Here is a 22581-nt window from a genome sequence, read left to right as displayed (position 1 = left end):
CGCCCGGCCCGCACGCTGGGGAGTCGACCAAGGCGCTTCTGCTGAAGATCGACGGACTCGCAGCCGAGATCGCCCGACTCGAGCGAGAGGTGCAGACGGGACGGACGCAGCTCGCGGCCACCATTGATGAGCGCGAGCAACTCCGGTACCTCCTCGACCAGGCCGATCGCCGTGCAAACAAGGCAGAGCACGAGCTGAAGGCCACCCGATCTCGGCTGCGCAAGGCGGCTGGAAGCGCAAAGGCGAGCGGTGTCGACGGCGCGGGTCCTCAGTTCCTCGACGGAGAACAGGGCTTCCGTCATCGCGTGCTCACCCAGTGGGCGACGCGCACCCTGCCGGCCGAGCAGCGTGAGCGACCGCTGCCTAACTACCTTGTCGGTCCCCGGTTTCTTGATTCGCTCGACAAGCTCGAGGGCATCAAGCCGGACAAGATCGCCGACGTGGTCTTCGAGATCGTCACCGGGTTGGCGCAGCAGCTTCCCAGCCGCGAGATCCACCGCCTCCGCACGGGTTCCGGCGGAGAAGATCCCGTCAGGATTCGTGAGGACGGAGCAGTGGCCTGGCGAGCGAACCTGCAGGTGAATACACCATCGGCTCGACGCATCCATTACTGGGTGCTGACGACGGGTCAGATCGAACTCGCACGCGTCACCACCCACGACGACTTTGACGCGTGAGCCTGCACGAACGCTCGCTGGGTCAGAGCCGCTGTTTCGTCAAGCATCGCCTGATAGTGCTCGTATTGCTTCTGAACACGTGACGGGATACTCACCATCGTTCCCTCCTCCATGCGGTACGTCCTGTCCGCGTCGCCTCGGAACGAAAGCCAGTTGAAACTGGTGCTGACCCACACGTCGTCGAAGATCAGGATCTTCGTGTGCGTGTTGCGCAGCCGGATGAAGGTGAAGTGCTCGTAGCGCTTGGCGAGGTTCTCCAGGCGCCGCAGGGCGCCATCATCTGAACCACGGTCGTCCTCGCCGTACCCGTGGGCGATCGTCACATCGACCTTGGCGCGTAGGCGTTGCTCGATGCGAGAGATGAAGTCGGTCGTGACGACCGCGTTCTTGACCCAGGGAGCCACGATCATGAGACGCCGCTTCGCGGTGCGCAGGGCCTCATCGAGCAGATCGGGATGCTCGAACACGCTCATGCTGCGGACGGGAGCGCGACCGTCGGTCCCAGTCGCGAACGGATCGCCGACAGACTGAATGCGTTCTGACTCCGGCAGATCCTGCGCTACCGGTTCGTCTTGCTGCTCGGCATCGGCACGCATGTCCTCGAGGTCTGCCTCCAGCACCGGACGTTCTGCGGGCTTGCCGACCGAAAGTCCCCGCCGTTCGACGGCACCGACCCGGGCTTCCGCGCCTAGGTCGCGTTGTGCGCCTTCGCCGGCCTCCGCCTCGGCGAGGCGGCCGGAGTCCAGGTCGGCGACATCGACTTCCTTCGACGTCAACTCACCGTGCGCAGACAACTCCAACGCGACGGGAGCTCATACGCAATCCGGCCCCCGAAGTACGAGGAGCGGCCGGCAACCTCATGCGCACCGCGCTCGCGAAGCCGCGTCGGTTGGCACAGTGGCTGCTGCGGGCACAACGGCTGCGACGGCCCCAACCGCCTCTGCCCCGGCTGCGGCGCCGAGGTCGCGACATTGTCCGACGACTGCTGGACCTATGTGGAGGTTCGCTTCGAGCCCGACGCGGTCCGCGTGATCTCGCAGCACTGCGTGCGACGCCGAGGCATCACGGCTTCGCCGCCGTCCTCGCGACGAGCCACGGTACCGCCAGTTCGATCAGGGCCGAGACGACCTCCTCAGCCACCGACGTCGGGTCATGGCCCCGACTCAGAGACCACCAGAAGTCCTCACCAGCTGGCATCAGAGCCCCGATGCGTGCCTGCTCCTGCCCCGCTCCCGCGCCGTAATAGATGCTGGGACTTGGCTTGGTCCCGGGTCGTGACGTCACCGCGGGCCGCCGCGCCCAGGTCTCGCGGTCGATCACCGACAGGTTCACCGTGAACCTGAGGATCGACGAGTCGCTGTGGACAGACTTCTGGAAGCCCAGCTGCGCCCAGCACTTCTCCGACGGAAGCTCGAACCGCCCACCGGAACCCTTCAGGCCGGCCTCCCGAAGAGCCGGAGCGAACACGCCCTTCATCAAGTCGCTGTAGACCACCTGAGGCGTGGGGTCGCTCTCCGTAGCCGGACTGAAGTCCTTCGGACGGCTCTTCCACGCCCTGAACCGGTCAAAGAGGTCGCGGTCCTCGGGGTGCATCTCGGTCACCCGCGAAGCCTCGCACGAGGAGCGCACTTATGGGATCAGGCTCCAAGCATAGGGTCCGTCGCGCCTCTTGCCACGCACCAGGCAGTAGCAGGCATGAGCTACGCACACGCGTCAGATCGGTAGTACCAGGGGAAGTGCGGCACGCTCAGCGGCTGTTGATGGTCGGCGACGGCACTATGCGGCTGACCTGCGGAAACGTGATTGTGGGCCTTGGCGGTCAACTGACGCCAACGACTCTGCTGCCACGTTTTTGCCACGCATCGAGCCATCCTCAGGGCGGCGGCCGATGTCGGGATGCGCGCGGTCGAGCCAGGGGGCGGGGATGTGGGCCCATCCGCCGATCTGCTCGTGGGTGCCGTCGGCGAGCGTTGCCTAGACTTCCGTGTCCGATGGCCGCCAGATCGTGAGTCCATCCACGCCGCGCGAGACCTCGAACTCCGGGACCGCAGTGGCAGGCCCACGAAAGGTGAGCAGCACCTTCTCCTGCGGAGGAAAGTAGTGCATAGCCTCGGGCTCCACCATTACGTAGAACGGCCCGTTGCCGTAGCCCGTAACGAGCATCCGCGTGACACGGACCTCGTCGGGCTCGGTCCGCCGACGCCCTATTCTCGCCATGTCCTACTCCTGCTGACCCAAACGCGGGTCGGCGGCCGCCTGCCCTGGGCCTGCGTCCTTGACCTCCAAGGCCTCGAGGAGGCGCATGCCGAGGTTCCAGCGCTCGCGCGGCGGCAACGCCATTGCGAGCCGAAGGAACTCCGCTTCCGCTGGGTCCACGCCAGCAACCGTAACCGGACCGTCAGGCATCGGCGATCCTCCTGATGAGCTCGTTGGCCCAGGCGACAACTGCCTCGATGTCGTGGAGTACGTCGATGCCCTCGATCGCCGCCGCGTACAGGTCAGCCCACTCGGCATCGACGACGATTGTTGGTGGCCACGCGTGTCGCCGCCGGTAGTCGAAGAGCCGGATACACGTCGCCTTGACCTGCGCAAGATCGAGCTGCTCGCCCTTCTCGAGCAGTTGCAGGTCGACGAGGTCGCGCACCCGTTCGCTGCCCAGTTCCGAGACCGCGTGGAGCTTCTGCGCCACCTGATGGTCAGTGCGCATCACCGGGATCGGCCCCGGCGCTGGAAGGCCGAGGTCGGTAAAGAGCTCGACCAGGTCGTGCGCGATCCGAAGCTCAGGCTCCATGGCGTCATCGATCTCGTTGTGACCGACCTCGAAGTTGACGGTCCGCCACGACCTACCGAGATAGTCCAGCTTCACGTCGAATGGCTGCATGACATAGGCAGGCGGAATTCCCGGCGGTCGCGGCGGCGTGCGGTCGACGACGCGGCCGGTGAATCCTGCCCAGCCGCGGTTGAGCGAAGCCTCGAAGTCGTCGAGGAACTCACTCAACGGATGGACCCGCGCGGCGTCGAGGTCTTGCGTGAATCGACTGTCGTCACGGCCGTAGCGAAGCGCCATCGCTGTGCCGCCCTTGACCGCGCCCTCGGGGAGCATCTGTCCGACGACGACCATCGCCATCGTCACCTGACAGCGCAACGAGCTCGTGGCATCGGTCTCTAAGTTGCGGATCCTCTGCTCGAGCGATCTCAGGTTGGGAGGAGGGGTCGAATACGTCATGACGCAGTTCCCTCCGCCGGGCCACGCAACCCAGGTTTGCGCAGCTCGCATTGTAACTTCGCGTACTCGGCGCGGGTCACCAGACCCTCCTTGCGAGCATCACGGGCTGCATCTAGCAAACGTTCCCTCTCGATGCGACCTCGGCAGTCGAGGATCGCGTCGGCAACGCGCATTGCCAGCAGACCTTCGTAGTGAGTGAGGCTGGGCGTCTCGCCTGGAGGCGCGGCGGCCACCTCGATGAAGGCCGGCATCTTTGCTCGCGTCCGCTTCGGCGCGACGACGCGAATCTTGCGCGGATTGACGTCAGCGAGACCGAACAGGGCCATCACCGAGTCACCACGGAGGTAGGCCCCCTCCCCCGCCCTCAGGAGCGCCTCGGCGAACTGGTCGAAGGGCGAGCCGGGCGCATCAGCCACCCGGTAGATCCCGTACGCCACGTGAACCAGCGCACCGCGCGCAGCCAACTTGCGCAGCTCGACCGCCGGAACACCCGCCGCGACGGCCTCCTTGGTCGTGATGAAGCCGTACTCGCCCAGCGCGATCTCCCGCACCAGGTCTCGATACTTCATATCGGCAGCCATGGCACAACCGTACCGAAAGCGGTACGGTTGTGCCACAGAAAGCTAGCGGACAGGGAACGCTCTCAAGGCCGACTCCCAGTCGACAATGGCATCCACGAGTGCCTTCGACGTCAGCTCGAGCGGCACGAAGTACTCGAACAACTCACTCTCCTCAGCCGGTCCCGACTCCAGCGACAGGTGAGCACGGATGGTCACAGAGCCCTCAGTACGGGCCGCGAGGCTGAACGCGAGATTCGGCTCGGTGAACACCAGCAGGCGCTCCTCATCGGAGTCCCAGGTGCTCGGCTGTACGAGACCGTCCCGAACTTGGCGCAACCAGTCGAGCAACTCCCTGGCTTCCCACGTGGTCAGACATGGATCCTCAAACGACCACGTGGAGCCATCAGGCAGCCCGACAACGCCCGCCACGACGAGCCAGTTCGCGTCCCAGTCCCGCGGCTCGTTCGACGAGCCGAGCCTCACAGGGTGGTCCTACCTCACCCGCGCTCAGGACGGGTGACCTCCAGCCACCAGTCCAGGGCGACCTGTTCGCCTTCAAGCTGTTCGAGCCGAGCGCGAGCGTGCGCAATGAACTCGGCGGGCAGGCGGACGTTGTGGTCGTATACGTAGTGCGCCAAGCCCTCCGGCCACTGGTAGACCCCGTCCGCAAACTCCAAGGCTCCGTTGTGCTCGCCGCAGATTCGGCACGGCGACAGGCCCATGCACGCAGCCGCCATGGTCCCGCTCGACAAGTAGGACCAGACCTCGTGACGCTCTTGGCGATCCCATGTGCTGTCGACGAACGCGGCCGGATCGGGATACTCCGGGTGTTCATCGTTTCGCCAGTAGCCGAGCAGGCGCCGCTTCGTCACGTGTTCAGTCCTGCCCATCCGGTTGCACAAGAGGCGGCACGTCGTCGTCACGAAGCCCGCGGAGATGCCCACGGATCTGCTCGTCGGTCTCGGGCCGCAGGTCCGGATTCTCGTCCCAGGCCCTGAGCATGGCCATCAAGGCCTCGCCGCCGCCAGGCTCCCAGAGACCTTCGTAGTCGCCGATGATCTCGAGGACGCACTGCGCCGACGCATAGGGCCGATGGGTTCGATCCATCCGATCGACGGCCCACCAGATGCCCTCCCACTGGCCGCGCCACGGCAGCTGCTCGTACGGAGAATCGAACTCGCGGATCGGATGGCCGAGCTCAGCCAGGACGTCGGCGAGCCTCACCGCTCCTTCGAGCGCCTGCCGTGATGTCAGCGAGGCCATCTCCCGCAGAAGCGGCGAGTCATAGCCGTCGGCCAACCACTGCGCGGCGATCATCGGCAGATCGCGGTCCGGGATGACCCGACCGTGAGAAGCCTGCTCGGGTGTCACGTCGTAATCGGTCATCGGAACTCGCGAACGACCTCAATGAGGCCGACGATGTGCCGGTTGAACTCGTCGAGGTCGTCGGCGGGGATCCAGTACTCGAGGATCGTCTGGCCGCCGGCCTGCTGAACCTCGTACTGCTCGAGATACGCCTTCTCGACATCGAACCGGGTCACGTAGCCGACGCCACTCGCCTTGACGTTCCAATCGTGGGCGATCCGGACGGCGTAGTCCTCGTTGAGGACCGGGTAGAAGATCGGTTGGTCGGGCAGCCTCGGCGGCCACTCCCGCCAGCCGGAGGCCTCAACGAGCGCGAGCTCCTGAGGGCCTGTCGGGCGCCAGAGGGTGACCGTTTCCATGTGCGGATTCTTGCCTATGTCGCGGCCCGACGCCGATCGACTTTCCACCGCCACATCCGTCTCCCTGGCCCTCATTCCTCCACTTCTTTCAAGCCTCCATCCGTTTCCACCAACCACCATCACCTCCCCCTTCAACCATCCAAATTTCTCCCTCTCCCACACCCCCATTTCATTCGGCACGCATGCTACGGATTGCCGCGCACGATTCGAGACGCCGACCCACAAGACCTGAGAAGGGGTCCTCGCTGCTCGCGTCCCGGAGTGTCCAGCGCCCGGCCGGGTCGACGTAGTTGTACGACACGAGCCAGGACTCATCACCCGCTCGGGTGAGGTCGCGTCCAGACACCAGTCGGTCGCACCACTGAGGAACAGGCCGACGCCACGGCTCGCTTGGACGGATCCCGATGGCTCTAGCGACCCCCGCGTCGCCCCGGTCCAACTCCACTTCGATGGTGCGGTTGGGCGGCGTCTTCGCGCCGTCGAGCGGCATCGCCGCCGAACCCTCGCAGGGCCGTCGCGGCCCGCGCAGCCAACTTCTGGACCATCGGCCACCCGGAGTCATCGAGCCACGCCTGGTCAGATGCAGTCGGCCCCTGTCGCTGCGAGACCGCCACCACCGCACTGACTACGGACCGGATTGCTGCTGCCTCGTGTTCGTCGACGAGAAGCGCCCCGATGTCCTCCTTGGGGTCGCGTGCGTCCCAGAAGGTGTCGTCCACGAGCCAGTGAACCGCTTCGGTCAGCGTGGGCCATTCCGCCGACGGGGTCGCACTGGCCAAGATGTCGAGCGCGTTCAGCACGTCCTCGCGCCGGCCCGGCCACTCGACTCCCATGCCGCGATGGTGTCACCTACGTCGTCGTACGGCCTCGCACTTTCCGCGGCCAGCCGCGACGACACCGGCAACTAGATCGCGATTCTTGCCACGCATCTGCCACGCATGGGGGTCCAATAGGCCTCTGACCTGCGCAAATGCGCCAGATCAGTAGTACCAGGGGTAGGGCGACCAGTCAGGGTCGCGCTTCTCGAGGAACTGGTCGCGGCCCTCCTGGGCCTCGTCGGTCATGTAGGCCAGGCGGGTGGTCTCGCCGGCGAAGAGCTGCTGGCCGACCAGGCCGTCGTCGATGGCGTTGAAGGAGTACTTGAGCATCCGCTGGGCGGTGGGCGACTTGCCGTTGATGATCCGGCCCCACTCCAGGGCGGTGGCCTCGAGGTCGGCGTGGGGGACGGCGCGGTTGACGGTGCCCATGCGGACGCCGTCCTCGGCGGAGTACTCCTGGCCGAGGAAGAAGATCTCGCGGGCGAACTTCTGGCCGACCTGGCGGGCGAGGTAGGCCGAGCCGAAGCCGCCGTCGAAGGAGCCGACGTCGGCGTCGGTCTGCTTGAAGCGGGCCTCCTCGGCGCTGGCGAGGGTGAGGTCGCAGACGACGTGGAGGCTGTGGCCGCCGCCGGCGGTCCAGCCGGGGACGACGCAGATGACGATCTTGGGCATGAACCGGATCAGCCGCTGGCACTCCAGGATGTGGAGGCGGGCCAGCCGCGCCTTGTCGACGGTCTCGGCGGTCTCACCTTCGGCGTACTGGTAGCCGGCGCGGCCGCGGATGCGCTGGTCGCCGCCGGTGCAGAAGGCCCACTTGCCGTTCTTGGCGCTCGGGCCGTTGCCGGTGAGGATCACGCAGCCGACGTCGGAGGTGGTGCGGGCGTGCTCGAGGGTGCGCAGCAGCTCGTCGACGGTGTGCGGGCGGAAGGCGTTGAGGATGTCGGGGCGGTCGAAGGCGATCCGCACCGTGCCGTGGTCCTTCGCTCGGTGGTAGGTGAGGTCGGTGAGGTCCTCGAAGCCGGGGACGACGTCCCACGCCTCGGCATCGAAGATCTCGGACACGCCGTCGATCGCGCTCATGGAGCCGCACGTTATCGGGTCTGGAATCAGCGCCGACGACGTGCTGTTGTGGTGGGCATGACACTTCAAGGCGAGTACGAGCCCAGCCCCGCACAGTGGGTCCGCGACCAGGTCGAGCAGTACGAGGCCAGCGGCGGCACGGAGGCGAACACACTGCGCGACCACCCCGAGTGGCCGATCGTGGTCATCACCTCGCGCGGCGCCAACTCGGGCAAGCTGCGCAAGAACCCGGTGATGCGGGTCGAGAAGGACGGCGTGTACGCGGCCGTCGCGTCCAAGGGCGGCGCTCCCGAGCACCCGGTCTGGTACCACAACTTCGTGGCCAATCCCGAGGTCGACCTGCAGGACGGGCCGGAGCCGCACACCTACCGCGCCCGGATCGCCGAGGGCGAGGAGCGTGCGGAGTGGTGGGAGCGCGCGGTGGCCCAGTTCGCGCCGTACGCGGAGTACCAGCAGAGCACCGACCGCGAGATCCCGGTCTTCCTGCTCGAGCGCGTCGACGCCTGAGGCGAGAATCGGCGGATCCAGGCCGAGCCTGGAAGCACCGATTCTGGCTGGGGCCTCAGCCGCCCGAGATCGAGACGGCCAGACCGGTGAGGTGGCCGAGCCGGGCGAGCTCGGAGTCGAGGAACTCCGGGCCGCCGCGGCGCGCGACGACGACGATCCGGTTGCCGTCGACCCGCGCGCCGGCGTAGAGCGTCTCGCTGTCGTCGTCGTCGAGCTCGAGGCACACGGGCCGCTCGATCTCGAGGAAGCCCAGCTCGGCGGGAGCCGCCGCGGTGGCGTACTCGACGCCGTGCGAGCGGTGGACGCGGCAGGCCCAGTCGACGCGGAAGGTCACCGGGATCAGGTCGATCAGCCGGTCCAGCGCGCGGGACGGCTCGCTGGTGAGCTCCTCGACCGCCTCCAGGTCGAGCAGCAGGCCACCGGAGACGTAGCGGCTGATCCACACGACCTCGACGCCGTCGAGGGCGTTGCAGGCGGACACGATGGAGTCGGGCATCACGCCGTCGGCGGTGTCGAGCATGACGTCGTCGAGGGCGGTGCCGTCGTGGCGCTTCTCCACGATCTCGATGGCCTCGATGTCGCCGCCGGCCACGCCGATGGCACTGGCCAGCCGCCCCAGCGAGCCGGGGACGTCGGGCAGTTCCACGCGCAGCAGGTACGGCACCGTTCGATGCTACCCAGCCGAGGTTTCGTTCATGTGTCGGTCGGGTCGCTCAGCGCGGCACGCAGGCGCCCGGCGAGACCCGAGGCGCGCTGGGCCTGCTGGCCGACCGCGGCGCGGACGGCGGCCTCCGAACCGACCACCCGCACGTGGCGTTGGGCCCGGGTGACCGCGGTGTAGAAGAGCTCGCGCGTCAGCAGCCGCGACGACTCCTCCGGCAGCAGCACGGTGATCCGCTCGGCCTGGCTGCCCTGGCTCTTGTGGATGGTGGTGGCGTGCATGGTCTCGACGGCGTCGAGGCGGCCGGGCGCGTAGTCCCGCAGCCGCTCGGAGCCCGAGACCCACGCGCGCAGCCGTCCCTCGCCGCCGAGCACCGCGGCGCCGGTCTCGCCGTTGTAGACCTCGAGCGCGTAGTCGTTGCTGGTGATGAGGATCGGCCGGCCGGGGTACCACTCGCCGTAGATCGGCACCCCGGTGTGCTCGGCGAGCCAACGCTCCACCTGCCGGTTCCAGTGCCGGACGCCGTAGGGACCCTCCCGGTGCGCGCACAGCAGGCGATGCCGGTCGAGCGCGTCGACGGCGGCCTGGGGGTCGCCGGCCAGCGCCGCGGCGCGGACGGCGAGGGCACTGGTGAGCGTGTCGGCGCGCAGCGCCAGCGCGGCGTCGTCGACGCCGGTGGTCTCGACGAACTCGACCTCGGGTCCGCCGCGGCGCAGCACCTCCACGACGTGATCGGGGTCGCCGGTGCGCAGGGCCTCGGCGAGCGACTTGATGTCCTCGGTGGAGCGATGGTTCTCGACCAGCGAGGCGACCGGCGAGCGAGGGTCGCCGTCGAAGCCGCGGACGACGTCGGCGAGGACCGCGCCGGCACCCACCGAGGTGAGCTGGTGCTGGTCGCCGACCAGCAGCAGCCGCGACTGCGGCCGGACCGCCTCCAGGAGCCGGCCCATCATCGTGAGCTCGACCATCGAGCACTCGTCGACGACCACCAGGTCGTACTTGAGCCGGTTGGCGCGATCGTGGCGGAAGCGGGTGGCGTTGTCGGGTCGCCAGCCCAGCAGCCGGTGCAGGGTGAGGGCGTCGGGACGACCGACCAGCTCGCGGTCGGCGGGATCGACGTCGGGGCGGGCCAGCTCGGCGACCACCGCCTCCTGCAGCCGGGTCGCGGCCTTGCCGGTGGGCGCGGCCAGGGCGACCGAGAGCCGCTCGCCCCGCGCGCGGGCCTGGTCGTGCAGCAGCACCAGGATCCGGGCGACGGTGGTGGTCTTGCCGGTGCCGGGGCCGCCGATCAGCACGGTGGTCGAGGAGCGCGCGGCCCGGACGGCGGCCGCCTCCTGCTCGGCGCTCAGGTGCGGCCCGCGAACGCGGTCGAGCGCCGCAGCCAGCGCGGCCTCGTCGACCGGCGGCGCCGGCGCGCGGACCCGGTCGAGCAGGTCGTCGCACACCTGGGTCTCGAGCCGGTGGTAGCGGTCGAGGTAGACCAGCGACTCTTCGTAGCGGACGACGCCGGCGGCGACCAGCGGCGAGGCGGCCATCGCCGCGGACCAGCCCTCGGCGTCGGGCCATGCTAGGCCGTCGGCCAGTGCGGGCACGGTGGTGAGGTCGATGCACACCGACCCGGCGCGAATGCCGCGCACCGCCAGCGCCACCGCCAGCAGCACGCGCTCGTCGTCCTCGCCACCGAGCGCGCCGACGCGCGTGGCGACGTGGACGTCGGGTGCCTCCAGCACTCCGGCGGCGTTGAAGTCGGCCAACAGCCCGCCGGCGCGGACGGCCAGCCGCCGGTCGTGCGCCGGCCACGGCTCGGGGGTGAGGATGCTCATCGGCGGCTCCCGTCGAGCAGGTCGGAGACGGCCTCGAGCAGCGCGACCGGGGGCCGCCAGACGAAGACGCCACAGGGGCGGCCGTCGTCGAGCGGGGCGTCGGGGCCGCACAGTCCGCGCAGGTAGAGGTAGAGCACGCCGCCGAGATGACGCTCGGGGTCGTAGTCGGGCTGGCGCCACCGCAGGAAGCGGTGCAGCACCACGGCGTAGAGCAGCGCCTGGAGCGGATAGTCGGAGTGCCCCATCGCGGCGTCGAGCGCGGCCGGACGGTAGGCATGGGCGGTGAGCGGCTCGTCTCGCGGGCCCAGCCAGTTCGTCTTGTAGTCGACCACCAGGTAGCGCGGGCTCGAGCCGCCGACGCGCAGCACAACGTCGACCGAGCCGGTGAGGTAGCCGCGCAGGCTCTGCTCGCCCAGCGCCGGGACGTCGAGGGCATCGGCGTAGCCACGAACGGGGTCGTCGTCGGCGAGATGCTCGCGCAGGAGGGGGGCGAGATCGCCGAGGGTGACGGCGCCGGCCGCCCCGGGAGCGAGGTCGCCGCCGGAGAGCGGCAGCTCGAAGTCGAGCTCGCGCAGGCGGTCGCGCAGCGGGATCCCGCGCAGGGTGCGGTGCTCGACCTCGGGGCCGAGCGGGGTGTCGCAGACGGCGACCAGCGCGTCCACCAGCGCGTCGGGGTCGAGGTCGACCGGCCACCTGGTCAGCTGCTCGGCGACGTGGGCGGCGAGCTCGGCGCGCCAGTCGGACGCGTCGGGGTCGGCATGCTCGAGGACGGCGTGCACCAGGGAGCCGAACGTCGTGCCCACCGGCAGGTCGGCCATCGGCGACACGGCCGCGGTGAGCGGCGAGGCGGCGTCGGCGGTCGTCGCGACGGGGTCGAGCACCTCGGCCGCCGGCTCGTCGTCCTTGCCGAGGTCCTCCGGCTCGCTGCCGACCGTCACCGCCGCCGCCTCGACCGCGCTCAACGCCGAGTAGGAGGTGCGGCGCCAGGTGGTGTCGACCTCGCGGGTGAAGGCGCGGACGTCGAGGGCCCCGACATCCTCGCGGGGCGCCTCCGGTCCGGGGTCGGCGTGGATGGCCGCCTCGGGCGAGGGCCCGCCGCGGTCGCGCCACTGGGCGAGCAGGCCGACCACAGCGTCGTCGGGCGGCACCGGCGGCGCGTCGGGCACGTCGCCGCTGCCGTCGGGGCCATCGGGGCCGTCGGGACCGGGTGTGCGGAGCAGCAGCCGGTGCAGCGGCGAGGCGACCGCATTGCGGGTGGGCGCCCACCAGCACACGACCTGGGACTGGGCTCGGGTGATGGCGACGTAGAGCAGGCGCAGCCACTCGCCTGCTTCCTCCTCCTCCCAGCGGCGCACGTGGTCGGCCCACTGCGGACCCTCGCCGCCGACGTCGAGGCAGCGGCGTCCGGAGGCGTCGTGGAAGAGCGGCCGCGTGGGCTTGGGCAGGAACCGGTCGGCGAGCGCGGGCAGGTAGACGACCGGGTACTGGAGTCCCTTGCTGGCGTGGATGGTGACCAGCTGGACCGCGGCGGCGTCGGAGTCGAGGCGCCGGGTGCGCTCGCCGCCGCGACCGGCGCGGGCATCGGAGACCTGGTCGCGCAGCCAGGCCAGCAGGGAGACGACGCCGAGCCGCTCGGTCTGGGCGACCTCGTGGAGGGCCTCGCCGAGGTGGCGCAGGTCGGTGAGCCGACGCTCGCCGCCGACCTCGGCGAGCACGCGGGCCGGCAGTCCGCCGGCGGAGGCCGCCTCGACCACGGCGGCGACGCCGCGCTGCTCGATCAGCTCGACCCAGTGCCGCAGGGTCTCGGCGACGTCGTCGGTGAGCGCGTCTCCCCCGGCGGCGAGCTCGGCGGCGCTGTGGCCGACGAAACCGGTGAGCGCCGCGGCACGCACCCGGGCGCTGCGGTGCGGCTGTTCGAGGGCCTCCAGCAGAGTGAGCCATTCCAGGGCGGCAGGAGTGGCGAACACGCTGCCGCCGCCGGCGATGACCGCCGGGACGCCGACCGCGTGCAGCGCGCGCTGGGCCTCGGCGAGGTCGGCGTGCCGGTAGCAGATGACCGCGACGTCGCGCGGCAGCAGCGCCCTGGCCTCGTCCCCTGTGTCGAACCCTGTGTCGAACGTGGGCTCCGCGGCCAGGAGGCGGCGGATGTCGAGGGCGAGGTCGCGGGCGATGTAGGGGCGCACGTCGCCGATCTGGAGGGTCGCGCGCGAGCCCTTGCCGAACGCGTCGCGTCGCACCACGCGCAGGCGCAGCGGCGCCGGGTTCGGCGCGCCGACGAGCCGGGCCTCGCGATGGTGGGCCTGGACCGGATGGACGGTGATCTGCTCGTGCCCGAGGCTGGCGCCGCCGAGGAGGGTCTGGACGGCGTCGAGGAGGCCGGCGTCGCTGCGCCGGTTGACCGCCAGCGTCTGCTGGGTGGCGGCGGTCTCGGCGGCTTGGAGGTAGGTGGCGATGTCGCCGCCGCGGAAGGCGTAGATGGCCTGCTTCGGGTCGCCGATCAGGACCATCGTGGCGACGCCGCTGAAGGCGCGGTCGAGCACCTGCCACTGCACGGGGTCGGTGTCTTGGAACTCGTCGACCAGCACGATCCGCCAGCGCTCCCGCATCCGGACGCGCGCGGGCGAGTCGTCGCCGTCCAGCGCGACGGCGAGCTGGCTGAGGAGGTCGTCGTAGGTGAGGATCCCGAGACGCCGCTTGCGCGCCTCGACCTCGGTACGCACCTTCTCGGCGAAGGCGACCCGACGACCGGCGTTGGAACCCGGCGGGGCATCGGCCGGCTCGAGCGCGGCCTGCGGATCGCCGACGGCGTCGCGGGCGATCGCGAGGGCCTCGGCGTGGGTGAACAGCGGTGGGCCGTCGGCGAAGGCGAAGGCGCGCAGGTAGAGGTCGTCGACGACCTCGCCGACCAGGTCGTCGATGTCCTCGACGAGCCGGGCCCGGGAGTCGGTGTCGCCGGCGACCCCGAGGGAGTCGAGGACCAGCGAGCAGAACTGGTGGGTGGTGGCGATCGTGGCGGCGTCGAACCCTGCCAGCGCCTCGACGAGGCGGCGGTGCCGGAGCGCGCGCTCGGCGGCGTCGCAGTCGAGCAGGAGCCGCAGCAGCGCGGACTCCTCGGCGGCCTCGGGGCTGACCGTGGGGTCACCGCCCAGCAGACGCTCGGCCTCCACCAGCTGCGAGCGCACCCGGTCGCGCAGCTCCTGGCTGGCCGCGCGCCCGAAGGTGACCACCAGCATCTCGTCGAGCCGGGCCACACCCTCCGCGACGTAGCGGGTGACCAGCGCGCCGATGGTCCAGGTCTTGCCGGTGCCGGCGCTGGCCTCCAGCAGCGTGGTGCCGACGCCGGGCAGGGGTGCGGTGATGTCGAACGGCTCGGGCGTGGGGGTCCTGCCGGTCATAGGGCGCCCACCCGCTCGGCGCCGGTGAGCAGCGGCTCCCAGACGACCCAGGCGAGGTCGGGAAGCCCGGCCTCGATCAGCCGCTCGAGGGCGACGTCGTCGCCGAAGGCCCGGCGGTGGTAGGCATCGCGGTCCTCGCCCTCGATGCCGAAGGCGTTGAACGGGTCGGTGGTCCAGGCCTTGCGGGCCAGCGCGACCGCGCTGACGCCCTCGCCGGCCTGCTCGCGCAGCCGGCCCTCGGCCCACGCGGCAGAGGTGGCCAGCGGCATCGGCAGTGGCTCGCGCAGGCCGCGGTCGCGCAGCTCGACCAGGCTCCGCAGCCACTCGACGGCGCGATGGTCGAGCGGCCCGGCCAGCGCGCGCCGGGGCCCGGCCCGCTCGCGACCGACCGCGTGGGCGGTGTAGGACTCGTCGGGCCGGGCCGCGCTGAGCGCGAGCAGATCGACCCAGGAGTGCAGGCGCTGCCGGGGCTTGAGCCGGGAGTAGCCCAGCGAGACCAGCTTCGAGCCGTAGAGGCCCGACACGGTGCCGGAGAGACGCCGCCCGTCGCCGAGATCGACGTCGATGTCGACCGCGCGCGGCTCGCCGGTGCGCAGGTCGGCGGTGCGGGTGATCAGGCGCTGGGCCTGCTCGACCACCTCGGCGAGTGCCGCCCCGCCCAGGCCACCGGGCGGGAGCGTGCCGCCGAGCTGCTCGGCGGTCATCACCGCGGTGGGGTCCTGGCCGGCGAGCACGGCGTGGAGCAGGCGATCGCCGACGCCCCACTTCTCCAGGGCGTCGAGCTCGATCGGGATCGCATCGCCCAGCTCGTCGGGCGCCAGCGGCGTCGAGACGTCGAGGCGCTGTCGTAGGAAGGTCCGCACCGGGTGGGCGAGGAAGTCCTTCAGGTCGGCGAGCGACACGTCGCCGTCCGCGGCCGCGGGGAGCGGGCCGTCGAGCAGCGGCGGGGGTGGCACGCGTTCGGCCACGACGGCGCGCGCACCGCCCAGCGCGGCGCGGTCGAAGCTGAAGGGGCGCGGGTCGCCGGTGACCAGGGCGCCGGGCGAGAGGTTGCGCGGGTCGTGCGGCTGGAGCGGGTGCTCGGTGAGCACCTGGGCGCGCACGGGCGCCGAGGTGGTCCGGTCGACGGCGTCGAGGATCTCGCCGAGGGGCACCGCGGGGGGCCGCGGCGCGCCGGTGTGCTCGTTGGCGCCGGTGTAGGTGATGACGAGGTGGTCCTGGGCGGCCAGGAGCGCGTCGAGCAGCAGCTGCCGGTCCTCGCTGCGCACGTCGCGCTCGCCGGTGAGGGGACGCCGGGCGAGGACGTCGTCGCCGTCGACGGCGGTGAGGCGCGGGAACACGCCGTCGTCGAGCCCGACCACGCACACCACCCGGTGCGGCACCGAGCGCATCGGCACGAGCGTGGCGACGGTGAGGGAGCCGGTGCGGAAGTTGGCGCGGGTGGGGCGACCGCCCAGCCGGGCGTCGAGCATCGCGCGCACGTCGGCCAGCCGCAACGGCACGTCGCCGATCACGCTGCTGCCGTCGCCGGCGGCACGGGCCAGCTCGCGCTCGAGCTGCGGGACCTGCCAGGCGTCGTCGAGCGGGACGTCGGTGAGGTCGCGCACGCCCTCGGTGAGCACCGTCATCCAGGTGGCGACGTCGGCGGCGGCCGCCATGCCGTCCAGGGCGCGCGCGAGCCGGTCGACGAACTCGGCGAGCCGGCCGGCGAGGTCGACGTCGGAGCTGCCGACGTCGTCGACGGGGAGACCGCGCCCGAGGTGGCGGTGGTCGTCACCGCTCATGGCCACGCCGAGCAGGATCCGGTCCAGGCCGCTGCGCCAGGTGTTGTGCTCGAAGCGGCCCATCTCGAAGCGGTCGCGCTGGCTGGCGTCGAGACCCCAGCGGACGCCGGACTGGGCGACCCACCGGCCGATCCGGTCGAGGTCGTCGTCGGTGAACCCGAAGCGCAGCCGGACCGACGGGGTGGCCGCGACGTCGAGGACGTCGGAGGCGGTGACGCGCCCGCCCGCGAGCTCGACCAGCGTGGAGGCCACCGCGAGCAGCGGGTTGGTGCTGGTGAGCGCCCGGTCGGCGAGCCGGACGCGGAGGGTGTGGGCCGGGTGCAGATCGGTGTCGTCGCCGGCGTCAGGGTCGAGGCCGCCGAGACCGAAGCCGGCCGAGATGAGGGGGGCGAAGGCCTCGATGTCGGGGCACATCACCACGATGTCGCGCGGCTCGAGGGTGGGGTCGTCGGCGAGCAGGCCGACCAGCACCTCGCGCAGCACGTCGACCTGTCGGGCGCGGCCGTGGCAGGCGTGGACCTGGAGGCTGCGGTCGGCGGGGTCGAGCACGCGGGTCGCCCGCTCCTGCGCGGTGGGCGCGTGGTTGGCGCGCAGGTCGTGCTGCAGGAGGCCGAGCAGGGTGGCGGCCGTGGGCTCGGGGGCCGAGATCGGCTCGTCGGCCGCGGGAAGGTCGAGGGTGCGCCGCAGCTCGCGGGTGTCACGACCGAGCGCGGCCAGCAGCGGGTGGCCGACCCGCTCGGCGGACTCGTCCTCGTCGCGCCGCACGATGCCGGCTGGGCCGCCCAGCCCGGCCAGGGCGTCCCACAGCGCCAGCGAGGGCTGCGGCAGCCAGAGATGGACGTCGCGGTGGGCGGCCAGCGCGTCGAGGAGCGCGACCTCGGAGACCGGCAGGCGGGTGTGCCCGAACAGGGAGAGCCGGTCGGGGAGCTCGAGACCATCCCCGCCGGCGCGGAGCAGGTCGAGGGTGCGCGCGAGCCGGACGTCGGGGGGCTCGCCCCCGATCCGCGCGATCAGCCGGCGCCAGAGCTCGGCCTGCCAGCGCAGGTCGTCGGGCAGCGGGTCGCCCGCACCGTCGGTGTCGCGGCCCTCCCGCCAGTCGGTGACGACCTGCGGCCGCTGGACGGCGTAGCTCGCGAAGAGCCCGGCGAGGCGACGCGCGACGGAGTAGCGGCGGTCGCGGCGCAGGTCGGCGTCCGCGCCGGTACGTCCGTGACCCAGGTGCCTGGCCAGGGTGGCGGCCCACGGCTCGCCGAGTGAGTCGTCGATGGTCGCCAGCAGCGGCCAGACGAGCCGGTCGGGAGCCCAGACGTCGTCGCGGTCGCGGTCGAGCAGGAGCGAGACCAGCGAGCCCGGCCGCAGGAAGCGCACGCCCGCGCACACGCCGTCGCCGCCGCGCGGACCCACCCCGACCCGATGCGAGATGCGTTGCGCCAGCCACCGCTCGATGCCCTTCTCGGGCACCACGACGACCTCCTGCGCGAATGGATCGGCCAGCGGCGCCGACGCGAACAGCTCGCCGACGGCGTCGGCGAGACGATCGGTGCGCGTGGCGCGATGCAGGTGGAGCGTCATCGTGCGCCGAGCCTAGGAGACGGCACTGACACCGCGGCGCCGGACTCCAAGACGCCGAGTCGGCGTGTTTGCTCAACACAAACGCCGACTCGCCGCGCGCGGACGGCGACCACGACCCGGCAAGGATGCCGAGTCGGCGTGTTTGCTAAGCACAAGTGCCGACTCGGCATCCTGATGAGTCCTACCCTGGTGCGGTGGCTGGACCGGTCGAGCTCACCCGCGAGCAGGCGCGGCGGATCGCCGTGCGAGCCCAGCTTCTCGACGGCACTTCATCCGACCCGGCAGAGCACGGCGTGATCGACGTCGTCCGGCATCTCGGCTTCGTGCAGCTCGACCCGACGGCGGCGGTGGCACCCAGCGCGGACCTGGTCCTGTGGGGACGGCTCGGTGCGGGCTACGACCCCTCCGAGCTGGTCGATCTGATCGACCGCCAGGAGCTCGTGGTGCACCACATGCTCGCGCGTCCGGCCGAGGACCTGACGCTCTTCCGCGCCGAGATGGCGCGCTGGCCGGGTCCCGAGCCGTGGAAGCCCTGGCAGGAGCGCCTCTACGGGTGGGTGGAGGCCAACGACGCGTGCCGGCGCGAGATCCTCGAGGCGCTGCGCGGCGACGGGCCGCTGCCGGCCTCGGCGTTCCTGGACTCGTGCGAGGTGCCCTGGCCCTCCAGCGGCTGGAACGACCAACGCAACGTCCGGATGCTCCTCACCCAGATGGTCGATCGCGGCGAGATCGCACGCGCGGGCGGGTCCGGCCGCGACACGCTCTGGGATCTCGCGGAGCGGATCTATCCCGACGACCCCGTACCCGAGGCGGACCAGGCGAAGCGGATCCGCGACGAGCGGCGCCTGACCGCGCTCGGAATCGCCCGTGCCCGCGCGGCGCAGGCTCCGGTGGAGCCGATCCACGTCGGCGAGGCCGGCGTCGAGGCCGTGGTCGACGGCGTCAAGGGGACCTGGCGGGTCGACCCGAGGTCGCTCGAGGACGCCGACTTCGCCCCCCGGTCGGTGCTGCTCTCGCCGCTGGACCGGCTGGTCGCCGACCGCAAGCGACTCACCGAGCTCTTCGAGTACGACTACATCCTGGAGATGTACAAGCCGGCGGCGAAGCGGCGGTGGGGCTACTGGGCGATGCCGGTGCTCCACGGTGACCGGCTGGTGGGGAAGGTCGACGCCACCGCCGATCGCGACGCGGGCGTGCTGAGGGTCGCCGCCGTCCACGAGGATGAGCCGCTCGACGCCGCCGTCCGCGCCGCCGTCGATGCCGAACTGGAGGCCCTCGCTGCGTGGCTGGGGCTCGGCCTCAGTCGTGGTGACGGAGCTCTTTGAACTCCTTGTCGGCCTCGTCGATCTCCTTCTCGAGCGCCGCCACGGCGTCCGGCTTCCCGTGGAAGCGCCGGTAGGAGTAGACCAGCAGTGCCGCGGCGACGACCGCGGAGAACTCCAGGGTGATCCCGGTGCCGATCCCGCCGGGGAGCCAGAGCCAGTCCGGCAGCGGCCACCAGTCCGGCTGCGCGGGGCCGCCGATCCACAGGACACCGCAGGCGATGAGGAACAGCACCCCGGCCACCGACATCGCGATCCGCAGCGAGGTCTCCACGCCCTCGGCGGCACCCTTGAGGGCGCGGTACTTGATCGGGTCGAGCCGTCGTTCGGCCCACTCGTACTGCTGGGAGAGGACCGCGAGGCCACCGAAGACCATGAGGAGACCCGGACCCGGGAGCACCAGCGCGGCGATCCCGCCCACGAGCAGCAACCAACCGACAACCTCGAACCCGATGCGCTTGGCCGCCTTCATGGGCTCGATGATCCCAGAGCCGGTCAAGGTCCAAACCTCGCCGGTCGAACGTCGTCGGTCAGCCCGCCTGGGTCGCCGCGGCGGCATAGTGGCTGGCCGCCGCGTGCACGTCTGAGGCATAGGCGCGCGACTGGTTGTAGGTGAGGACCGCGCTCGTCCACCCCTCGCCGGTGCCGAGGTCGTGCCTGCCCGCGCACAGGTAGCGGGCGGCGGCCGCTGCGGCGTCGTCGAGGTCGTGGGGGTTGCGGACGCCGTCGCCGTCACCGTCGGCACCCCAGGTGGCCCACGTACCGGGCAGGAACTGCATCGGCCCGATGGCGTGGTCCCACTCCGGGTCGCCGTGCCAGCGGGTGCCGTCGGCGTCGGCTCGGATGGCGGCGAAGTCACCGCTGGGGTCCAGCGCCGGACCGATGATCGCCTTGGTGGAGCGGCCGTCGGGGCGAAGCGAGCGGCCGCCGATCCGACCGTGCTGCGACTCGATCCAGCCGATGCCGGCCAGCGTCGTCCATCCGACGCCACAGCCCGCCGGGGCGGTGAGCTCGGCTCGTGCGTAGGCCCGGAGGGCGACACTCGGGATGCCGGTGGCCGCGACGGTGCGGTTGAGCCAGCCCGGGTCGACCTGGTTGACGGCGTGCTGCGGCGTGGCGGCGTTAGGGGCGCGCTTGAGCAGGACGATGGGTGGGTCCGGCGGTGCGTCGGCGAGGTCGCCCGGGTCGGGTTCGGGGGTCAGGTCGTTCACCACAGGCGTCGCGTACAGCCGGTCGTAGCCGACATAGCCGGCACCGCAGAGGGCGACCAGCGCGATCAGGATCAGAAGTGGGCGCGTCACAGCGACGCGGGGGAAGTGGGGGGCACGGGGGAAGAGCCTTCGGACGAGGAGCGATGCGAGTGCTCATCCTCCCATTCCGGCCTCCCCGTCTCCCGCGTCTGCGAACCGCGCGTCGCGCGTGTCGGCGTGTTGTGCGGCACGGGAGGGCCGAGGACGACGGCGCCGGCTCACACCCTCAGCAGCGAGCCGTTCCAGGCGCCGCGAACGGTGCCGAGGGCCGCGACGAGCCAGGCGCAGACGAGCAGGACCGTGAGGGCGGCGGCGACCGGCCCCCACCCGAGGGCGGCCGTTCCGGTGACGACGGTGGCCACCGGGAACGTGAACGACCACCAGGTGAGCCCGAACGGCGGGCGCGCGCGCAGCACGACGACGCCGGCCACGCCCAGCCAGCCGAGCGCGGCGAGCAGCACTGGTGTCCCGGCGTAGGGGGTGAGCGGCGCCAGGCCGGACAGCAGGCCGAGGTGGTGCAGTGCGGTCACCGACTGGCCGAGCGGCCCGAGCACGATCAGCCAGGTGGGCGCCATGGCCGGCGCGCCGAACCCGTGTCGAGAAACGCGGCAGCAGAGGTGGCGCAGGACGCGCACGGTGCCCACGACACTCAAGATCAGCAGGCCGTAGCAGAGGGTGATGAAGCAGGTTCGGGCCAACCCGGCAGGAAGGTACGGCGCGAGGAGGGCTCCGGTGGTCGCCGAGACGGTCGGCGGCACGACCGGCATCAGCCACCACGGCCCGACCTCCGGCAGGGCGGAACCAGCGGCCCGAGCCGGTATGGCGAAGGCGGTCGCGACCCCCAGCGCGGTGCCCGCCGTCCACAACAGCGCGTCGAACCACAGCACGAGCGGCGACGCACCGAAGATCGCCAGGGCTCCGGAGCCGACGGTCATCAGCGCCATCGCCGGTGCGCCGTAGAAGTGGCGTTGCACGGGGTGATCGAGATAGGAGCGCCGGTGCACGGCCGTCGCGACGAGCAGCCCTCCCAGCAGCACCGCCGCAAGCACCCACAGCACCCGCACGTCCAGGATCGTGGCGAGGATCCCGGTCCCCATGACCGCCGCGAACCAGTTCGGCCCGAACACGCGATCTGCGCCTGCCGGAAGGGGACGGGTGGCGATCGGGGCGCGCAGGGAGGTGGCCATGTCGCCACTCTCCGACGCCGGGCGAGCACCCGGTAGCGGTCACGTCACTGTGGGCTCACAGGTGTGTCCTGTGAGCGGCTACGGTGCTCTCGTGGCCCTTCCCGACCTTCCCTCCCTGCGGCTGCTCGCCGACGTCGCCCGTCTCGGCAGCATCGGCGCGGCCGGGCGCGAGGCCGGGATCTCACAGCAGTCGGCATCCGAACGGTTGCGCTCGATGGAGATGCTCACCGGGCTCACGCTGGTCCAGCGCACGACGTCGGGGTCGTCGGTGACGCCGGCCGGCCGACTGCTCGTGGAATGGAGCGCCGAGCTGCTCGAGCGGGCCGACGCCGTCGAGGCCGCCCTGCGCACGCTGCGCGAGGAACGCTCGCGCGAGCTGCACGTCCACGCCTCGATGACCGTCGCCGAGCACCTGCTGCCGCGGTGGCTCGTGCGACTGCGACTCGAACGCGCGATCGTGGCGTCGCTGCGGGCCGCGAACTCCGAGGCCGTCGTCGCGGCGGTGCGATCCGGCGAGGCCGACATCGGCTTCGTCGAGGGCGCCGGCGATCTGGCCGGCCTGGCCACCAGGGTCGTCGGCGGGGACGAGCTCGTGCTCATCGCCTCGCCCGCGGATACCTGGGCGCGGCGACGCCGTCCGCTCGATGCGGCGCAGATCGGCGCACGGGCGCTGACCAGCCGCGAGCAGGGGTCCGGGACGCGTCGGGTCTGGGAGGAGGCCCTGCGCGCGTCGGGGGTGCCTGTCGCCGAGCCCAACAGTGCACTCACGACGTCGGCAGCGGTGCTCGCGACCGTCGCCGCGGGCGGACCGCCCGCCTTCGTCAGCGGCCGGGCCGCGGCCCGCGACCTGGAGTCCGGCGCGCTGGTGCAGGTGCCGACGACGGGCCTGGCGCTCTCCCGGTCGTTCACGGCGGTGTGGGTCGGTTCACGCAGACCGCCCGCCGGTCCGTTGCGCGACCTGCTGGCGATCGCGGCGCGGGACTGACGGGCGGTCC

22 protein-coding genes are annotated in these 22581 nt (G+C 71.4%); 4 read left to right on the top strand and 18 right to left on the bottom strand.

Annotation, left to right across the window (positions count from 1 at the left end):
• Positions 1-89 precede the first annotated feature (89 nt).
• Complete coding sequence (locus tag WMR31_RS06575) at positions 90-677, top strand: hypothetical protein (protein ID WP_340537982.1); 588 nt, start codon at positions 90-92, stop codon at positions 675-677.
• Here WMR31_RS06575 and WMR31_RS06570 read toward each other — a convergent pair.
• The 11 genes from WMR31_RS06570 to WMR31_RS06525 all read right to left on the bottom strand — a co-directional run bounded on the left by WMR31_RS06570 (position 629) and on the right by WMR31_RS06525 (position 8085).
• Positions 629-1477, bottom strand: coding sequence for a phospholipase D-like domain-containing protein (locus WMR31_RS06570; protein ID WP_340537981.1), 849 nt, complete (start codon positions 1475-1477; stop codon positions 629-631). The two genes, WMR31_RS06575 and WMR31_RS06570, sit on opposite strands and share 49 nt — an antisense overlap.
• A 262-nt stretch (positions 1478-1739) precedes the next feature.
• A complete protein-coding gene (locus tag WMR31_RS06565; RefSeq protein WP_340537995.1) occupies positions 1740-2270 on the bottom strand; it encodes a DUF4304 domain-containing protein in 531 nt (176 codons plus the stop codon).
• Between the two features lie 627 nt (positions 2271-2897).
• Positions 2898-3053 (bottom strand): hypothetical protein, encoded by a 156-nt coding sequence (locus WMR31_RS06560; RefSeq protein ID WP_340537980.1) that lies wholly within the window; start codon positions 3051-3053, stop codon positions 2898-2900.
• A 22-nt stretch (positions 3054-3075) separates the two neighbouring features.
• Positions 3076-3903 carry a nucleotidyl transferase AbiEii/AbiGii toxin family protein gene (locus WMR31_RS06555; RefSeq protein ID WP_340537979.1) on the bottom strand — a complete coding sequence of 276 codons (828 nt, stop codon included), beginning with the start codon at positions 3901-3903 and terminating at the stop codon, positions 3076-3078.
• Positions 3900-4484, bottom strand: coding sequence for a type IV toxin-antitoxin system AbiEi family antitoxin domain-containing protein (locus WMR31_RS06550; RefSeq protein ID WP_340537978.1), 585 nt, complete (start codon positions 4482-4484; stop codon positions 3900-3902). The genes WMR31_RS06555 and WMR31_RS06550 overlap by 4 nt, the downstream gene beginning before the upstream one ends.
• Positions 4485-4526: 42 nt before the next feature.
• Entirely contained in the window at positions 4527-4946 is a 420-nt protein-coding gene (locus WMR31_RS06545; RefSeq protein WP_340537977.1) for a WapI family immunity protein, read from the bottom strand.
• Between the two features lie 14 nt (positions 4947-4960).
• Complete coding sequence (locus WMR31_RS06540; protein ID WP_340537976.1) at positions 4961-5335, bottom strand: hypothetical protein; 375 nt, start codon at positions 5333-5335, stop codon at positions 4961-4963.
• A 4-nt stretch (positions 5336-5339) separates the two neighbouring features.
• A complete protein-coding gene (locus tag WMR31_RS06535) occupies positions 5340-5849 on the bottom strand; it encodes a hypothetical protein (RefSeq protein WP_340537975.1) in 510 nt (169 codons plus the stop codon).
• On the bottom strand, positions 5846-6355 hold the full coding sequence (locus WMR31_RS06530) for a hypothetical protein (RefSeq protein ID WP_340537974.1): 510 nt from the start codon (positions 6353-6355) through the stop codon (positions 5846-5848). Before WMR31_RS06530 ends, WMR31_RS06535 begins: the two co-directional genes overlap by 4 nt.
• A gap of 242 nt (positions 6356-6597) precedes the next feature.
• Complete coding sequence (locus tag WMR31_RS22130) at positions 6598-7020, bottom strand: SCO4402 family protein (RefSeq protein ID WP_445321606.1); 423 nt, start codon at positions 7018-7020, stop codon at positions 6598-6600.
• Positions 7021-7167: 147 nt separating this feature from the next.
• Positions 7168-8085, bottom strand: coding sequence for a 1,4-dihydroxy-2-naphthoyl-CoA synthase (locus WMR31_RS06525; RefSeq protein ID WP_340537973.1), 918 nt, complete (start codon positions 8083-8085; stop codon positions 7168-7170).
• A 57-nt stretch (positions 8086-8142) separates the two neighbouring features.
• Here WMR31_RS06525 and WMR31_RS06520 point away from each other — a divergent pair, with 57 nt between their 5' ends.
• Positions 8143-8592, top strand: coding sequence for a nitroreductase family deazaflavin-dependent oxidoreductase (locus WMR31_RS06520; protein ID WP_340537972.1), 450 nt, complete (start codon positions 8143-8145; stop codon positions 8590-8592).
• A 55-nt stretch (positions 8593-8647) separates the two neighbouring features.
• Here WMR31_RS06520 and WMR31_RS06515 read toward each other — a convergent pair whose 3' ends face one another.
• Genes WMR31_RS06515 through recC form a run of 4 tightly spaced genes read right to left on the bottom strand, consistent with a single transcriptional unit; the run spans position 8648 to position 17827 of the window.
• Positions 8648-9256, bottom strand: coding sequence for an ACT domain-containing protein (locus WMR31_RS06515; RefSeq protein ID WP_340537971.1), 609 nt, complete (start codon positions 9254-9256; stop codon positions 8648-8650).
• Between the two features lie 29 nt (positions 9257-9285).
• Positions 9286-11076: an exodeoxyribonuclease V subunit alpha gene (gene recD / locus WMR31_RS06510; RefSeq protein WP_340537970.1), complete on the bottom strand. Its 1791-nt coding sequence runs from the start codon at positions 11074-11076 to the stop codon at positions 9286-9288.
• A complete protein-coding gene (locus tag WMR31_RS06505; RefSeq protein ID WP_340537969.1) occupies positions 11073-14471 on the bottom strand; it encodes a UvrD-helicase domain-containing protein in 3399 nt (1132 codons plus the stop codon). The genes recD and WMR31_RS06505 overlap by 4 nt, the downstream gene beginning before the upstream one ends.
• The gene (gene recC / locus WMR31_RS06500) at positions 14468-17827 is read right to left on the bottom strand and encodes an exodeoxyribonuclease V subunit gamma (RefSeq protein ID WP_340537968.1); all 3360 of its coding nucleotides are present in this window, start codon (positions 17825-17827) and stop codon (positions 14468-14470) included. Before recC ends, WMR31_RS06505 begins: the two co-directional genes overlap by 4 nt.
• 194 nt (positions 17828-18021) lie before the next feature.
• Here recC and WMR31_RS06495 point away from each other — a divergent pair, with 194 nt between their 5' ends.
• The gene (locus WMR31_RS06495) at positions 18022-19152 is read left to right on the top strand and encodes a DNA glycosylase AlkZ-like family protein (protein WP_340537967.1); all 1131 of its coding nucleotides are present in this window, start codon (positions 18022-18024) and stop codon (positions 19150-19152) included.
• Here WMR31_RS06495 and WMR31_RS06490 read toward each other — a convergent pair.
• The 3 genes from WMR31_RS06490 to WMR31_RS06480 all read right to left on the bottom strand — a co-directional run bounded on the left by WMR31_RS06490 (position 19127) and on the right by WMR31_RS06480 (position 21586).
• Entirely contained in the window at positions 19127-19648 is a 522-nt protein-coding gene (locus WMR31_RS06490; RefSeq protein WP_340537966.1) for a PGPGW domain-containing protein, read from the bottom strand. The two genes, WMR31_RS06495 and WMR31_RS06490, sit on opposite strands and share 26 nt — an antisense overlap.
• A gap of 31 nt (positions 19649-19679) precedes the next feature.
• The gene (locus WMR31_RS06485) at positions 19680-20450 is read right to left on the bottom strand and encodes a lytic murein transglycosylase (RefSeq protein ID WP_340537965.1); all 771 of its coding nucleotides are present in this window, start codon (positions 20448-20450) and stop codon (positions 19680-19682) included.
• A gap of 167 nt (positions 20451-20617) precedes the next feature.
• Positions 20618-21586 (bottom strand): SLAC1 family transporter, encoded by a 969-nt coding sequence (locus tag WMR31_RS06480; RefSeq protein ID WP_340537964.1) that lies wholly within the window; start codon positions 21584-21586, stop codon positions 20618-20620.
• Between the two features lie 70 nt (positions 21587-21656).
• Here WMR31_RS06480 and WMR31_RS06475 point away from each other — a divergent pair, with 70 nt between their 5' ends.
• Complete coding sequence (locus tag WMR31_RS06475; protein ID WP_340537963.1) at positions 21657-22571, top strand: LysR substrate-binding domain-containing protein; 915 nt, start codon at positions 21657-21659, stop codon at positions 22569-22571.
• The last annotated feature ends 10 nt before the right edge of the window (positions 22572-22581 follow it).

The organism is Nocardioides epinepheli (genome assembly GCF_037936805.1).
Taxonomy (GTDB): domain Bacteria; phylum Actinomycetota; class Actinomycetes; order Propionibacteriales; family Nocardioidaceae; genus Nocardioides.
The sequence above is the reverse complement of the archived record's forward strand: the minus strand, read 5'-3'. Positions and strand labels throughout refer to the sequence as shown.

Excerpts from the sequence above, each read along its gene's own strand:
- WMR31_RS06530 (WP_340537974.1), bottom strand. The coding sequence starts at position 6,355 with ATGGGGGTGTGGGAGAGGGAGAAATTTGGATGGTTGAAGGGGGAGGTG.
- recD (WP_340537970.1), bottom strand. The coding sequence starts at position 11,076 with ATGAGCATCCTCACCCCCGAGCCGTGGCCGGCGCACGACCGGCGGCTG.
- WMR31_RS06565 (WP_340537995.1), bottom strand. The coding sequence starts at position 2,270 with ATGCACCCCGAGGACCGCGACCTCTTTGACCGGTTCAGGGCGTGGAAG.
- WMR31_RS22130 (WP_445321606.1), bottom strand. The coding sequence starts at position 7,020 with ATGGGAGTCGAGTGGCCGGGCCGGCGCGAGGACGTGCTGAACGCGCTC.
- WMR31_RS06535 (WP_340537975.1), bottom strand. The coding sequence starts at position 5,849 with ATGACCGATTACGACGTGACACCCGAGCAGGCTTCTCACGGTCGGGTC.
- WMR31_RS06520 (WP_340537972.1), top strand. The coding sequence starts at position 8,143 with ATGACACTTCAAGGCGAGTACGAGCCCAGCCCCGCACAGTGGGTCCGC.
- WMR31_RS06525 (WP_340537973.1), bottom strand. The coding sequence starts at position 8,085 with ATGAGCGCGATCGACGGCGTGTCCGAGATCTTCGATGCCGAGGCGTGG.
- WMR31_RS06550 (WP_340537978.1), bottom strand. The coding sequence starts at position 4,484 with ATGGCTGCCGATATGAAGTATCGAGACCTGGTGCGGGAGATCGCGCTG.
- WMR31_RS06505 (WP_340537969.1), bottom strand. The coding sequence starts at position 14,471 with ATGACCGGCAGGACCCCCACGCCCGAGCCGTTCGACATCACCGCACCC.
- recC (WP_340537968.1), bottom strand. The coding sequence starts at position 17,827 with ATGACGCTCCACCTGCATCGCGCCACGCGCACCGATCGTCTCGCCGAC.
- WMR31_RS06555 (WP_340537979.1), bottom strand. The coding sequence starts at position 3,903 with ATGACGTATTCGACCCCTCCTCCCAACCTGAGATCGCTCGAGCAGAGG.
- WMR31_RS06480 (WP_340537964.1), bottom strand. The coding sequence starts at position 21,586 with ATGGCCACCTCCCTGCGCGCCCCGATCGCCACCCGTCCCCTTCCGGCA.